The organism is Streptomyces sp. TN58 (assembly GCF_001941845.1).
Taxonomy (GTDB): domain Bacteria; phylum Actinomycetota; class Actinomycetes; order Streptomycetales; family Streptomycetaceae; genus Streptomyces.
Genome location: NZ_CP018870.1, coordinates 1,837,438 through 1,851,846 on the forward strand (window position 1 = coordinate 1,837,438; position 14,409 = coordinate 1,851,846).

At 72.8% G+C, this 14,409-nt stretch carries 12 protein-coding genes; 5 read left to right on the forward strand and 7 right to left on the reverse strand.

Annotated elements, in window-relative coordinates:
* Window positions 1–142: 142 nt before the first annotated feature.
* Window positions 143–988 carry a hypothetical protein gene (locus BSL84_RS08380; protein ID WP_045321604.1) on the reverse strand — a complete coding sequence of 282 codons (846 nt, stop codon included), beginning with the start codon at window positions 986–988 and terminating at the stop codon, window positions 143–145.
* 5 nt (window positions 989–993) lie between these two features.
* Window positions 994–1,596, reverse strand: coding sequence for a papain-like cysteine protease family protein (locus tag BSL84_RS08385; protein WP_030032687.1), 603 nt, complete (start codon window positions 1,594–1,596; stop codon window positions 994–996).
* 230 nt (window positions 1,597–1,826) lie between these two features.
* Here BSL84_RS08385 and BSL84_RS08390 point away from each other — a divergent pair, with 230 nt between their 5' ends.
* On the forward strand, window positions 1,827–2,768 hold the full coding sequence (locus tag BSL84_RS08390; RefSeq protein WP_045321582.1) for a hypothetical protein: 942 nt from the start codon (window positions 1,827–1,829) through the stop codon (window positions 2,766–2,768).
* Between the two features lie 118 nt (window positions 2,769–2,886).
* On the opposite strand, the gene BSL84_RS08395 is transcribed toward BSL84_RS08390, so the two are convergent.
* The gene (locus BSL84_RS08395) at window positions 2,887–3,318 is read right to left on the reverse strand and encodes a Rieske (2Fe-2S) protein (RefSeq protein ID WP_075970098.1); all 432 of its coding nucleotides are present in this window, start codon (window positions 3,316–3,318) and stop codon (window positions 2,887–2,889) included.
* Between the two features lie 89 nt (window positions 3,319–3,407).
* Between BSL84_RS08395 and BSL84_RS08400 the strand changes: the two genes are divergently transcribed.
* Window positions 3,408–4,289 carry a carbohydrate kinase family protein gene (locus BSL84_RS08400; protein ID WP_045321580.1) on the forward strand — a complete coding sequence of 294 codons (882 nt, stop codon included), beginning with the start codon at window positions 3,408–3,410 and terminating at the stop codon, window positions 4,287–4,289.
* Between the two features lie 136 nt (window positions 4,290–4,425).
* On the opposite strand, the gene uvrA is transcribed toward BSL84_RS08400, so the two are convergent.
* On the reverse strand, window positions 4,426–7,407 hold the full coding sequence (gene uvrA, locus BSL84_RS08405) for an excinuclease ABC subunit UvrA (RefSeq protein WP_030030609.1): 2,982 nt from the start codon (window positions 7,405–7,407) through the stop codon (window positions 4,426–4,428).
* A 185-nt stretch (window positions 7,408–7,592) separates the two neighbouring features.
* Between uvrA and BSL84_RS08410 the strand changes: the two genes are divergently transcribed.
* From BSL84_RS08410 to BSL84_RS08420, 3 genes are all read left to right on the forward strand, one after another.
* A complete protein-coding gene (locus BSL84_RS08410) occupies window positions 7,593–8,282 on the forward strand; it encodes a maleylpyruvate isomerase family mycothiol-dependent enzyme (RefSeq protein WP_045321579.1) in 690 nt (229 codons plus the stop codon).
* A 23-nt stretch (window positions 8,283–8,305) separates the two neighbouring features.
* Window positions 8,306–8,962 carry an MBL fold metallo-hydrolase gene (locus BSL84_RS08415; protein ID WP_030030532.1) on the forward strand — a complete coding sequence of 219 codons (657 nt, stop codon included), beginning with the start codon at window positions 8,306–8,308 and terminating at the stop codon, window positions 8,960–8,962.
* A gap of 195 nt (window positions 8,963–9,157) precedes the next feature.
* A complete protein-coding gene (locus BSL84_RS08420; protein WP_045321578.1) occupies window positions 9,158–10,483 on the forward strand; it encodes an MFS transporter in 1,326 nt (441 codons plus the stop codon).
* A gap of 52 nt (window positions 10,484–10,535) precedes the next feature.
* Here BSL84_RS08420 and BSL84_RS08425 read toward each other — a convergent pair whose 3' ends face one another.
* The 3 genes from BSL84_RS08425 to BSL84_RS08435 all read right to left on the reverse strand — a co-directional run bounded on the left by BSL84_RS08425 (window position 10,536) and on the right by BSL84_RS08435 (window position 14,349).
* Window positions 10,536–11,519 carry a TerC family protein gene (locus BSL84_RS08425; RefSeq protein ID WP_045321603.1) on the reverse strand — a complete coding sequence of 328 codons (984 nt, stop codon included), beginning with the start codon at window positions 11,517–11,519 and terminating at the stop codon, window positions 10,536–10,538.
* Window positions 11,520–11,761: 242 nt separating this feature from the next.
* Entirely contained in the window at window positions 11,762–13,726 is a 1,965-nt protein-coding gene (locus BSL84_RS08430; protein ID WP_045321577.1) for a TerD family protein, read from the reverse strand.
* A gap of 44 nt (window positions 13,727–13,770) precedes the next feature.
* Window positions 13,771–14,349: a TerD family protein gene (locus tag BSL84_RS08435; RefSeq protein WP_030028963.1), complete on the reverse strand. Its 579-nt coding sequence runs from the start codon at window positions 14,347–14,349 to the stop codon at window positions 13,771–13,773.
* Window positions 14,350–14,409: the final 60 nt, after the last annotated feature.

The window sequence follows — 14,409 nt, forward strand, 5'->3', positions numbered from 1 at the left end:
CTCCGGCCCGCCCTTCCCAGCCCCGTCGGCGTTCGAGGCGCGGGGTCCGGGGCGGAGCCACGGGAAACGGCGAAAAGGGCGGGGCGGGGAGAGCTGCCCGCAGGGCCCGGCCCTGGCGGGAGCCGGGCCCTGCGGGGAGGGGCTACGCGGTGGCGACCCGGCGGCGACGCAGAAGCGGCACGACGGCCGCGCCCAGCGCCAGCGCCCCGGCTCCGGCCAACAGCCCACCCGGTCCGGCACCCCGCCCGCGCTCGGCGCCGCCCGCCCCGGCTCCGCCGCCCTCGGCGAAGCCACCCGCCGCGCCCCGCTCGGCGTACGGGGACCCGGGGAGCTTGTCCCCGTACGCCTCGGCGACCCGCACCCGGTAGGCACTCAGCGTCGTGCCCCCGGCACCCACGGCCCGCACGCCGTCCTCGTCCAGCGGCAGCACCCGCCCGCCCCCGGCCACGTACCAGGCGTCGATCTGCGGTTCCCGGAAGACGGTCCCGCCGGGCAGTTTCGCGGCTCCCAGTCCCGCGTAGCGGAACTCGTCGTCGCCGGTGGCGATGTTCACCACCTGCCAGCCCTGCTCCGTCCGCGCGGTCCACAGCGCGGCCCGCTGCCCGTCGGAGGAGACCGCCCGGCTGGCGAGGAACTCCAGACGGGCGACGGCCGCACCCGGCCGGCCGGCGACGAAGTCCGGGGAGAGGTGGTTGACGGCTATGGCCTCACCCTCGATGCGGGGCCGCGCGGCGGCGAGGGAGACCCTGCCCTCCCGGGCGAAGAACCGGGAGAGCGTGGCCAGGGTCTCGGGGGCGGCGGCCGCCTGGCCGGCGGCGGCCCGGTGCTCGGCGGTGGCCGCCTCCGGCTGCGGCGCGGGCGGGGACACGAGCTGGGGCTCGGGCGGGGACACGGGCTGCGGCACCGGGGCCGCGACGGCCTGCGGGGCGAGTCCGAGGAGGGCGGTGGCGGCGAGGACGGCCGCGGCGGCCGAGGCGCGCAGGGTCATGGCGCTCACGCCCCGATCCGGTAGAGGGAGTGGGTCCAGGAGAAGGTGTTGTTGTTGACATACCAGGCGTGCGAGGCCCAGTTGTAGCGGTCGCTGGAGGGCCAGGGGTCGCCCCAGTAGACCCAGCTGTTCGCGGTGTCGTAGCCGTAGACGACGTGCATGTGGCCGCCTCCGTTCGACCACTGGATGCGGGTCTCGATCGGCCGGCCGGCGTTGATCTCGGTCTGGACGGTGGAGTACTGCAGCCAGCCGGTGACGTACGAGCCGGGGTTGATGCCCGCCCAGCGCAGGCCGGTCTGGACGTTGCCGAGGGTGGCCTGGTTGTTGGGGCATTCGGTGCCCTGCGGGCGGTTGAAGGCGGCGTTGCAGAACTGGTTCTGCGAGTGGTTCCGGCCGAACCAGGCGGCGATGGTGTTGCCGCCGGCGGCCCAGCACCAGTTGGTCTTCGCCTGCGCCTGCATGGTGATGTTGAGGCGTTTGTAGGCGAGGGCGGAGTCGGTGCCGGCCTCCGCGGCGGTGGCGGTGCCGGCGGGCAGGGCGAGGATCAGGGCGCTGAGCAGGGCGGTGAGGACGGCGGCCGGGGAAAGCCGCCGGTTTCGATCGCGCATCGCGTTCCTCCCGAGGTGGGGAATGGGGGGATGGAGGAGCGCGTCCGGACGCTGTGGAGGAGCATCAGGGAGTTGTCGGGTTCAGGTCAACGCGCTTCAATACGCGATGACGTTGCAGTGTGAACGGTGGGGCTGCGGTGTGAATGGTTGCTGCCGTTCCACCTGGCCCCCCGGGGCTGCCGCCGTGATCCCCCACCCCGGCGCGTGTGAACGTTCACAGAGGAGTCGCCATGCGGCCTTCCACGGACCCTGCGGGCATGGCCGAACTGGACCGGCTCTTGCGCGGCGGCCCCTTCCACCTCGCCCTGCGCGCCGCCCTCGCCGCCCGCGGGCTGCCGCTTCAGCGGGTGCAGCACCGGCTCGCGGCGCAGGGCATCAAGGTGGGGGTGACCAGCCTCAGTTACTGGCAGCAGGGCGCCCGCAGGCCGCGCCATCCGGAGTCCCTGCGGGCCGTCACAGCTCTGGAGCGGATCCTGGAGCTGCCCGACGGCTCCCTGGTCCGGCTGCTGGCGGTCCCGGGACCGGGTGCCGGGCAGGACCGGCCCGCCGGACGTTCCTACCGGGCCCTGTTCAGCGGCGGCGGGACGGTGGAGCGGCTGCTCGACGGGATGGAGCTCCCGCCGGACGGCGGTCTGCACTCGCTCGGCCACCACGAGCGGGTCCGCATCGGGCCGGCGGGCGAGCTGCGGATCCGCGAGTCGCAGCAGATCGTCCGGGCGCACCGGGACGGGGTCGACCGCTACCTCGCCGTCCACCACGGCGACCCGGGCTGCGACGTGTCGCGGGTGCGCGTGACGGCGTACGAGAACTGCCGCACGGGCCGGGTCAGAGGCCATCCGGAGGCCGGGGTGGTGGTCGCCGAGCTGCTTTTCGACGCCCGGCTGAGGCGCGGCGACACCTACGTCTTCGGTTACGGCGTCGAGGACGGCACGGGGGCCCGCAGCGGCGAGTACGTGCGCGGTTTCAGCTACGCGGGCGGCCAGTACGTGCTCCAGGTCCGCTTCGACGAGGCGGCCCTTCCGGTGCGCTGCCGGCGTTTCACCCGCAGCGGGCCGGACGCGCCGCGCACCGGCCTGGCGGACCTGACGCCGAGCGGTCGGCACCGGGCGGTGCACCTGGTGGAGCAGTCCGTGCGGCGCGGGATCCTCGGGATCGCCTGGGACTGGGACTGACCGGCGGCGCGTGACGGGCGGCTGACGGGCGGCAGCTGACCGGCGGCGCGTGACGGGCGGCTGACGGGTGACGGTGACGGTGACGGCCCGCCGGTCGGCGCCCGGTGGCGGGCGCGGGTCAGCCCGCGACGAGCCTGCCGTTCTCCGCGCGGACCGGCACCTCCGGAAGCGGCCGGTCGGCCGGCCCGCGCAGGACCTTGCCCGTCGCCACGTCGAACCGGCTGCCGTGGCAGGGGCAGTTCCCCTCCCCGTCGTCGATCTTGTCGAGGACGCAGCCCGCGTGGGTGCACTGGGCGCTGAACGCCTTGTACTGTCCCTCCGCCGGGCAGCTGACGACGAGCTTCCGCTCCCGGTAGAGCTTCGCGCCGCCCACGGGCACGTCGGCCGCGGCGCCCAGCTCGACGGGGGCGGTGGGGGTGGCGGGGGTGTTGCCGCCGCTGTTGGTCTCGGTGGAGCAGGCCGTGAGCGCCGCCCCGGCGCCCGCGGCTCCCGCGAGCGCGGCGGCGCCCTTGAGGACGGTACGGCGGGCGGCGGACTGCGGCGCTGACATGCGGTTCTCCTGAGGTGCACGGGCGGGGGCCACGGGCCGGGCGGCCCAGGGGCGACGATACCGCCGCCGAATGGAGTAGCTTCCTCCGCGTGATCGTCGTCGGCGGAGAAGCCCTCATCGACCTGGTTCCCGCGGCCGGGCCGCCGGGCGCGCTGCTGCCCCGGCCGGGCGGCGGACCGTACAACACCGCGCGCGCCCTCGGCCGCCTCGGCGCGGAGGTCGCCTTCTGCTCCCGGGTCTCGGCGGACGGTTTCGGCGAGAGCCTGCTCGCCGGGCTGCGGGCGGCGGGGGTGGACGTGTCGCTGGTGCAGCGCGGGCCGGAGCCGACCACCCTTGCCGTGCCGTCGCTGGCTCCGGACGGCTCGGCCTCGTACGGGTTCTACGTCGAGGGCACCGCGGACCGGCTGTTCACCCTGCCGCCCGCCCTTCCCGAGGGGGTACGGGCTCTCGCGCTCGGCACCTGCTCCCTCGTGCTGGAGCCGGGCGCGAGCGCGTACGAGGCCCTGCTGCGCCGGGAGTCGCGGCGCGGGCTGCTGACCCTGCTGGACCCGAACATCCGGCCGGCCCTGATCGCGGACCCGGCAGGGTACCGCGCCCGGTTCGGGGAGCGGCTGCTGCCGCACACGGGCGTGCTGAAGCTGTCGGAGGAGGACGCGGCCTGGTTGGGCGGGCGGGTCGGCGACTGGCTGGCGGCGGGTCCCTGGGCGGTGGTGGTGACCCGCGGCCCGGCGGGCCTGACGGTCTTCACGCGGGAGGGCGCCGAGTACTCGGCGGCGGCCCGGCCGGTAGCGGTGGCGGACACGATCGGGGCGGGCGACACGGTCAACGCCGCCCTGCTGCACCGCCTCGCCGCGGCGCCGGGAGGTCCGGTGGACTGGCCGGACGTCCTGGCGTATGCCGCGCACGCGGCGGCGCTGACCTGCACCCGCCCCGGGGCGGAGCCCCCGTACGCGGCGGAGCTCAACGGATAGCGGCCCAGACGCCGCGGGTCCGCGGGGGCGGCACCGCGCAGCGGTGCCGCCCCCGCGGACCTCCGTGACGACTGGGGGGAGTTGCGAAAGTGGCGTCGTCCGCCCGGCGAGCCAGACGGGACTTTCTCAACACGCCCTACGCCTTGCGGGCCCGCGTCGCCGTCTTCTTCGCCGCCGTCTTCTTCGCCGGAGCCGCCTTCTTCGCCGCGGTCGCCTTCCTGGCGGGGGCCTTCTTCGCCGCGGCCCGCACCGGGGAGGCCCCGGCGTCGGAGACCCGGTCCGCGCCCAGGATGTCCCGCAGGAACTTGCCCGTGTGGCTCGCGCCCACCGAGGCCACCTGCTCGGGCGTGCCCTCGGCCACCACCAGGCCGCCGCCGTAACCGCCTTCGGGGCCCATGTCGATGACCCAGTCCGCGGTCTTGATGACGTCCAGGTTGTGCTCGATGACGATCACCGAGTTGCCCTTGTCGACCAGCCCGGACAGCACCTTGATCAGCTTCGAGATGTCCTCGAAGTGCAGACCCGTCGTCGGCTCGTCCAGCACGTACACCGTCCGGCCCGTGGAGCGCTTCTGCAGCTCGGAGGCCAGCTTCACGCGCTGCGCCTCGCCGCCCGACAGCGTCGGCGCCGACTGGCCGAGGCGGACGTAGCCCAGTCCGACCTCGTTGAGCGTCTTGAGGTGCCGCGCGATCGTCGGAACCGCCTCGAAGAAGTCCAGTGCCTCCTCGATCGGCATGTTCAGGACTTCCGCGATGGACTTGCCCTTGTAGTGGACCTCCAGCGTCTCCCGGTTGTACCGGTCGCCGTGGCAGACCTCGCACGGGACGTAGACGTCCGGCAGGAAGTTCATCTCGATCTTGATCGTGCCGTCGCCGGAGCAGTTCTCGCACCGGCCGCCCTTGACGTTGAAGGAGAAGCGGCCCGGCAGGTAGCCGCGCACCTTCGCCTCCATCGTCTCCGCGAAGAGCCTGCGCACGTGGTCGAAGACACCGGTGTACGTCGCCGGATTCGACCGGGGGGTCCGGCCGATGGGCGACTGGTCGACGTGGACCACCTTGTCGACGAGGTCGTCGCCCTCCACCCGGGTGTGGCGGCCCGGCACCGAGCGGGCGCCGTTCAGCTCGCGCGCCAGGTGGGTGTAGAGGATGTCGTTGACCAGGGTCGACTTCCCGGAGCCGGAGACGCCGGTCACGGCCGTGAGCACGCCCAGCGGGAAGGACACGTCGATGTCCCGCAGGTTGTTCTCCTTGGCGCCGTGGACGGTCAGCTTCCGCTCGCCGTTCACCGGCCGGCGGATGTCGGGGATCTCGATGGACTTCTTGCCCGACAGGTACTGCCCGGTCATCGACTCGGTGTTCTTCAGGAGCTCCTTGAGGGAACCGCTGTGGACCACCTTGCCGCCGTGCTCGCCGGCGCCCGGGCCGATGTCCACGACCCAGTCGGCCACCTTGATGGTGTCCTCGTCGTGCTCGACGACGATGAGGGTGTTGCCCATGTCCCGCAGCCGCACCAGCGTCTCGATCAGCCGGTGGTTGTCGCGCTGGTGCAGGCCGATGGAGGGCTCGTCCAGGACGTAGAGCACGCCGACGAGGCCGGAGCCGATCTGGGTGGCGAGGCGGATGCGCTGGGCCTCGCCGCCGGACAGCGTGCCGGCGGCCCGGTTGAGGGAGAGGTAGTCCAGCCCGACGTCCACGAGGAAGCGGAGCCGCTCGTTGACCTCCTTCAGGACCCGCTCGGCGATCTTCTTGTCGCGGGCGTCGAGGCGCATCCGCCCCAGGAAGTCCGCGCACTCGCTGATCGACATGGCCGCGACCTCCGCGATGGACTTCTCCATCACCGTCACGGCGAGCACGATCGGCTTGAGGCGGGTGCCCTCACAGGTGGGGCAGGGGACCTCGCGCATGTAGCCCTCGAAGCGCTCGCGGCTGGCGTCGCTCTCGGACTCCGCGTGCCGGCGCTTCACGAACGGCACGGCGCCCTCGAAGGCCGTGGTGTAGGCCCTCTCGCGCCCGTAGCGGTTGCGGTAGCGCACTTCGATCTGCGTGCGGTGGCCGTAGAGCAGGGCCTTCTTCGCGCGCACCGGCAGCCCGGCCCACGGGATGTCCGTACGGAAGCCCAGCTCCCCGGCCAGCGCGCCGATCAGCCGCTGGAAGTAGTCCTTGGTGTGGCCGAGCGACCACGGTGAGACCGCGCCCTCGTCGAGGGACTTCTCCTCGTCGGGGACGATCAGCTCCGGGTCCACCTCCATGCGCGTGCCGATGCCGGTGCACTCGGGGCAGGCGCCGAAGGGCGAGTTGAAGGAGAAGGAGCGCGGCTCCAGCTCCTCGAAGGACAGGTCGTCGTACGGGCAGTAGAGGTGCTCGGAATACATCCGCTCACGCTCGGGGTCGTCCTCGGCGAGGTCGACGAAGTCCAGGATCACCATGCCGCCGGAGAGACCGAGGGCCGTCTCCACGGAGTCGGTGAGCCGCCGCTTGGCGCTGTCCTTGACGGTGAGGCGGTCGACGACCACCTCGATCGTGTGCTTCTCCTGCTTCTTCAGGGTCGGCGGCTCGGAGAGCTGGATGGTCTCCCCGTCCACCCGCGCCCGGCTGTAGCCCTTGGTCTGGAGATCGGCGAAGAGGTCGACGAACTCCCCCTTGCGCTCGCGCACCAGCGGCGAGAGCACCTGGAAGCGGCTGCCCTCGGGCAGCGCGAGCACCTTGTCCACGATCGCCTGCGGCGACTGGCGCGAGATGGGCCGGCGGCACTCCGGGCAGTGCGGCTTGCCGATGCGGGCGAAGAGGAGGCGCAGGTAGTCGTAGACCTCGGTGATGGTGCCGACCGTCGAGCGCGGGTTGCGCGAGGTGGACTTCTGGTCGATCGAGACGGCCGGCGAGAGGCCCTCGATGAAGTCGACGTCGGGCTTGTCCATCTGCCCGAGGAACTGACGGGCGTACGACGAGAGCGACTCGACGTAGCGGCGCTGGCCCTCGGCGAAGATCGTGTCGAAGGCCAGGGAGGACTTGCCCGACCCGGAGAGTCCGGTGAAGACGATGAGAGAGTCGCGGGGCAGGTCGAGCGAGACGTTCTTGAGGTTGTGCTCGCGAGCGCCACGAACGATGAGACGGTCGGTCACGCCGGTCCGCACCTTTCTTGAGAGAGCGGGGGGCACGGCCCCCGTCCCAGGGTATGGGGGGCGCCTCTGCGGTGGAGATGGAGCTTGGACTTCGAGCGTATAGCACGCACATTCGATTTACGGCACTCCGCGGACCGCTTCACCCGATCGTGTGGCCGCCGCCTCCGAGCACTAGGCTCGAAGTCATGACTGATCATGTGCACGACCTGCGATCTGTACGTGAAGCCACGGACCGGCTGCTGACCGCTGTCGCGAAACTGGACAACGGCGCCCTCTCCGAGGAGTCACACCTCCCCGGCTGGACCCGCGGCCACATCCTGGCCCACCTCGCGCGCAACGCCGACGCCCTCCTCAACGTCCTGGAGGGCCGGCCGATGTATGAGAGCGGCGAGGCGCGTGACGCGGACATCGCCCGCGACGCCGGCCGGCCCCTGGTGGAACACCTGGCGGACCTCCGTGATTCCGCGGACCGCTTCCTGGCCGCCACGGAGCACGCCCAGGACTGGTCGCGCACCGTCGAGCTGCGGGGCGGCGTCACCGACCTCGCGGCGAACGTGCCCTTCCGCCGCTGGGTCGAGGTGGACCTGCACCACGTCGACCTGAACATCGGCTACGAGCTCTCCGACCTCCCGGAGGAGTTCACCGACCGCGAGATCACCTTCCTCGCCGACCGCTGGTCCGGGCGCCCGGAGGTGCCCGCGACGGCCCTGGCCGCCGCCGACGGGCGCGGCTGGCGCACCGGCTCCGCCGGGGACCCGGCCGTGACCGTCTCCGGCTCCCCCGCCGCGCTGCTCGCCTGGCTCGCCGGCCGCGGCGACAAGGGCGCCTCCCTGACCACCACGGGCGGCCCGCTCCCCGAGCTCCCGCCGTTGTAGGAAGACACCTCTAGGATCAACACATGACGTACACCGGAGAGGTCAAGGTCGGCGGTCCGGCCGACGTGCACGAGCTCGCGGACCTGATGATTTCCAAGGTCGCGGTGGGCTCGATGAACAACAACGCGTACCTGCTGCGCTGCCGGGCCACGGACGAGCAGCTGCTCATCGACGCGGCCGCCGAACCGCAGACGCTGCTGAACCTGATCGGCGACGACGGCATCGCCTCCGTCGTCACCACCCACCGGCACGGCGACCACTGGGGCGCGCTCGCGGAGGTCGTGGCGGCCACGGGGGCGAGGACCTACGCGGGCGCCCTCGACGCCGAGGGCATCCCGGTCGCGACCGACGTCCCCGTCGCGGACGGGGACACCGTGCGCGTCGGGCGGGTCGAGCTGACCGCGCGGCACCTGGTCGGCCACACCCCCGGCTCGATCGCGCTCGTCTACGACGACCCGCACGGCCACGCGCACGTCTTCACCGGGGACTGCCTGTTCCCGGGCGGCGTGGGCAACACCCACGACGACCCGGAGGCCTTCAAGAGCCTCCTCGACGACGTCCAGCACAAGCTCTTCGAGCAGCTGCCGGACGAGACCTGGGTCTACCCGGGCCACGGCAACGACACCACGCTCGGTGCGGAGCGCCCGCACCTGGCGGAGTGGCGCGAGCGCGGCTGGTAGGGGCCGCAACGCGTCAACTTCCGGCCACGGAGCACTCCTTCCGGTCGTTGACGGCCGAATCCATGTCCCGGCGGGCGGGGAGGCGGTATCTGGTGCGGCATGCGACAGGACCCCTCCCCGCCACCCGCCCCAGCCGCCTCTCCCGCACCGGCCCCGCCGGCCGCTGACGACGGCGGCCCCGCCCGGCGGCCCGGCATGCTGCGTCTCGCCTCCGCCGCGCTCGCCGGTACCGCCATCGAGTTCTACGACTTCTTCGTCTACGGCACGGCCGCGGCGCTCGTCCTCGGGCCGCTGTTCTTCCCGTCCTTCTCCCCGCTCGCCGGGACCCTCGCCGCCTTCGGCACCTTCGGCGTCGGCTTCCTCGCCCGCCCGCTGGGGTCCGCCCTCTTCGGCCACATCGGCGACCGGTACGGCCGGCGCCCGGTCCTGCTGGCCTCCCTGCTGCTCACAGGCATCGCCACGGTCGCCGTCGGCTGCGTACCGACGTACGGGACGATCGGCATCGCCGCGCCGGTCCTGCTGCTCCTGCTGCGCTTCCTCCAGGGCCTCGGGCTCGGCGGGGAGTGGGGCGGGGCGGTGCTGCTGACCGCCGAGCACGCGCCGGAACGGCGGCGCGGCCTGTGGGCGAGCTTCCCGCAGATCGGCCCGGCGGTGGGATTCCTGCTGGCCAACGGTCTGATGCTGGGGCTGTCGGCCGCGCTGACCGACGCCCAGTTCACCTCCTGGGGGTGGCGGGTGCCGTTCTGGGCGGCCGGGCTGCTGGCCCTGGCCGGGCTGTGGCTGCGCCGCTCGGTGGAGGAGACCCCGCAGTTCCGTGAGCTCGCGGCGGCCGGGCGGCGGGCCGACGCCCCGCTGGCCGAGGTGCTACGGGGCCACTGGCGGCTGCTCCTGCTGACCGGCGGAGCCCTCGCGGTCGGCTACGCCGTCTTCTACGCGGTCACCACCTGGTCCCTCGCCTACGCCACCGAACACCTGTCGGTGAGCCGTACGACGATGCTGGCCTGCATCATGGCGGCGGTGGCGTTCAAGGGCCTGATGACGCCGCTGATGGCTGTGCTCGGCGACCGCTACGGGCGGCGGCCGCTGTGCCTGGCCGGGTGCGCGGCCAGCGCCGTGTGGATGTTCCCGCTGGTGGCGCTGATGCGGACGGCCGACCCGCTGCTGATGACGCTGGGCTTCGCGGTGGCGCTGCTGGGCATGGTGACGATGTTCTCGGTGGTGGGCGCGTACCTGCCGGAGCTGTACGCCCCGCGCATCCGCTGTACGGGTGCGGCCGTCGGGTACAACCTGGGCGGGGTGCTCGGAGGGGCGCTGACCCCGATCGTGGCGACGGCGCTGGCGGACGGCTCCGGTCCGCCGTGGGGCGTGGCGGCGTACCTCACCGGGATCGCCCTGGTCAGCCTCGCCTGCTTCGCGCTGCTGCCGGAGACCAGCCCGCTGGTGGTGCGCAAGCGGTCGGGCGCGCCGGACGAGGCGAAGGAAACCGAAACGGGGGCGGCCCGTACGGCCGCCCCCGTCTAGTGCTGCGACCCGAAAGGTTCACCGGGTCACAGCACCAGGGCTGAGGCCGGACTCAGGCGTCGATGCTCTCGGTGCGGGCGGCGGCCTCGGCCGCGGCCCGCCTCTTCGTGGCGATCAGGCTGGTGATCGTGGTGATCACCAGGACGCCGCAGATGACGCCGAGGGAGAGCGGGATGGAGATCTCCGGGACGTGCACGCCGGACTCGTGCAGGGCGTGCAGCACCAGCTTGACGCCGATGAAGCCGAGGATGATCGACAGGCCGTAGCTGAGGTGGACCAGCTTCTCCAGCAGGCCGCCGATGAGGAAGTACAGCTGGCGCAGGCCCATCAGCGCGAAGGCGTTGGCCGTGAAGACGATGTACGGGTCCTGGGTGAGGCCGAAGATGGCGGGGATCGAGTCCAGCGCGAACAGCACGTCGGTGGTGCCGATGGCGAGCATGACGATCATCAGCGGCGTCAGCACGCGCTTGCCGTTGTTGACGATGAAGAGCTTGGTGCCGTGGTACCGGTCGGCGACACCGAACTTCTTCTCGACGGACTTCAGGAGGCGGTTCTCCTCGAACTCGTCCTCGTCCTCGTCCTTGCGGGCCTCCTGGATCAGCTTCCAGGCGGTGTAGATCAGGAACGCGCCGAAGATGTAGAAGACCCAGCTGAAGCTGGCGATGATCGCGGCGCCGGCGGCGATGAAGACGGCGCGCAGGACGAGCGCGATCAGCACGCCCACGAGCAGCACGCGCTGCTGGAGGTGGGAGGGCACCGCGAACTTCGCCATGATCAGGACGAAGACGAAGAGGTTGTCGACGCTGAGTGACTTCTCGGTGATGAAGCCCGCGAAGAACTCCTGCGAGGCCTGCGGGGTCCCGAAGAACCACAGGCCGAGGCCGAAGAGCGCGGCGAGGACGATCCAGACGACCGTCCAGGTGCCCGCTTCCTTGATCGACACGTCGTGGGGCTTGCGGCCGATGAGGAAATCGACCGCGATGAGGAGGGACAGACCGAGAACGGTCGCGGCCCAAAGGGCCCAGGAAACTTCCATGGTGAACACGCCTCCGGCGGATGGCTCAGCACTTCGTCAGCGTCATCGCTGCCGGAGGTCTCTTCCGCCCGGGCGACCTGGAGGCCGTGGGCCGACGCCCCGGGACCTGCACCGCGCGCTCGTGGTGTCGCGGTGGTCCGTATTGACGGGTACGCCGTAGCAGGAAAGCAGGAATACTCCCCTCCGCGCTGACGAGCTTACCCGCTGAAGGCGGTGAAGGTAAAGGGAATGCCAAAGGACGGTCATGGACGGGTAGTGCGCCGGGCCTCCGCCACCCGGTCGAGTGCCTCGTCGAGGACCCTGCTGCCCTGCGGCGGGAGGCTCGGTTCGAAGGTCCAGGCGTGTTGCACCCAGGGGTCCGCGAGGTGGTTGTCCGGGACCGGCGACAGCCGCATCAGGGAGCGCCACAGCGGGTCCAGCAGCGGCCCGTAGGCGGAGGCCTCGTCGCGGTCCGCGACCATCAGCAGGTGCACGCCGACCGCCGCACCCTCGTCGGCGAGGTAGCGCAACTGGGTCACGGCCCGGTCGTCGAAACCGTGCGGGAAGTCGTGCACGATGAGCAGCTGCTCGGCCGTGTCGACGTCCGGCGGCAGGTCCTCGGGGGCCCCGGCCCGAAGGGCCATCTGTACGAGGTCGACCCGCCGGGTCAGCTCGGCCAGCGTCCGGGTGACTCCGGCGGCCCCGGCGGCGGGCGGCCCTGCCAGTACCCCGGCCCGTACCAGCGGGGCCAGGGAGGGGGCGCCCGCCCCGGCCGCGTCGATGACGTGGACGGAGAACCGGTCGGCGGGGTGGACCGCGAGCAGCCGCACCGCGTGGGCGACGGCCATGTCCATGGCGGCCCGACGCAGCCGGTCGGTGTCCATGGCCATCGCGGCCTCGGAACCGGTACGGCCGTTGTCGATCCACAGTCCTCGCTCCAGCGGGAGCCGGACCAGCATGGGGATGCGCAGGTCGGGCCGCTCGGGCAGGTGCAGGTCACCCAGGCGCAGGGCGAGCGGGCCCTCCTCGGGCGTGCGGTGGCCGTGCCAGACCGGGTTGTCCCAGCGGGCGTACGAGGCCGGCAGTGCGGGCTCGACGACCTCGGCCTCGGCGATCAGCTGGGCGAGGTCCCGGTCGAGGACGGCCTGGGCCTGACCGACCAGCTCCTCGCGGCGGGCCCGGGCGGTGTCACGGGCGGCGTTGCCGGTGCCGCCGAGGCGGTGGCGCGGGTCGGAGAGGGCTTCGTCGAGTTCGCGGTCCATGCGGTTGTCGGCGAACTCCACGGCGCTGCGGTAGGCGGCGACCGTGCGGGCCAGGTCCTCGAACATCCCCCAGACCTGGTTGTAGAGCCGTTCGTCCATGGACCAGCCGCCGGCGTCGCCGGCGACCGGCCGCGGGGGCTGCCCCGGTTCCGGCGGGGCGGCGGGCCGCGGGGCCGGCTCGGGCGGCTCGCTGCTGGTGCGGCGGCGGCGCGGGTGGGTGTAGCTGATCGTGGGCGGGGAGCCGTCGCCGCCGGGCGCGGGCGCGGGGCCGGGCGTACCGGCGTACGGGACGCCGGAGGCCGGGACCGGGTCCGGGGGCTCCGGGGCGGGCGCCGGGGCCTGGGCGGGGGGCTGCGGGGCGCGCAGGTCGCCGACGAGGGTGGGCCTGGCGGGGAGCGTCGCGTCGGCCTCCTTCGCCGGCGCGGCGGTGCGCAGCACGGTGGCGGCCAGTTCCCCGGCGGCCGGTGCGGGCAGTCCGCCGTCGGCGAGCAGCGCGCCGAGGCCGTCGGCGTAGCCCTGGCCGACGGCGCGGACCTTCCAGGCGCCCTGGCGCCGGTAGAGCTCCAGGGCGATCACGGCGTTCTCGGCGTCCAGTCCGGTCAGGGTGTAGCCGGCGATCTCGCCTCCGCCGTCGGGGGCGGCCACGGCCACGTGCGAGGCCGGGACCGCGCCGAAGCGGACCGGGCCGCCGGGCGGCAGTACGAGCAGTACGCCGACGCGGTGGACGTCCGCCGCGACGGCGTCGAGGTCCACGGGGAAGGTGTGCCGGTCGGCGAGTTCCGCCGGGGCCCGGACGCCGGGGAGGGCCCTGGCGCCCGGGTGTGCCAGGACCCCGCTGCCGGAGAGCCGGCCCTGTTCGTCGGCGAGCGAGGCCAGGGCCAGCACGGGCGTACCCGCCGAGACCCTGATCTCCACCCGGCTCTCGGACACGGGGTGGTTCTGCCCCCGGACCAGTTCGGCCGTCATCGTGCAGCCCCTCCCCCGTGCCTTCTTCTCTTCTTCCGGTACTGCTACAGGTGCGGCAGGATCGCCGGCATCAGGTCCTGGAAGGTCCGGCCGTTGGCCGGGTTGCCCAGGGCCGTCATCTGCCAGCCGGATCCGGCGCGGGACACCTTCGCCATGATCTGCGCGGTGTAGGCGCCGCCGCCGTCGAGGGTGTATCGGGCCAGTTCCTGGCCGTTGGTCTCGTCGACGATGCGGCAGAAGGCGTTCTGCACCTCCTGGAACGTCTGGCCGGTGAAGGAGTTCACCGTGAAGACGATCTGGTCGATGTGGACCGGGACGCGCTGGAGGTCGACGAGGATCGCCTCGTCGTCCCCGCCCTGGCCGACGCCGCCGACGAGGTTGTCGCCGGTGTGGCGCACCGAGCCGTCGTCGCTCTGCAGGTGGCGGAAGAAGACCACGTCGACCGGCTGCTTGTCGGCGAAGAGCACCGCCGACGCGTCGAGGTCGATCTCCCGCGTCCGCGAGCCGAACAGCCCGCGGCGCTTCGCCGCCTGCCAGCCCAGGCCCATCCGGACCGCCGTCAGCGTCCCTCCGTCCGACTTCTGCAGACTGATGGCCTGACCCTTGGTCATGTTGACCGTCACGCGCGTCCCCTCTCCGTTGCCCGCCCCAGTTGACTGGTGCGCAGCGTGTTCCTGCGGCTG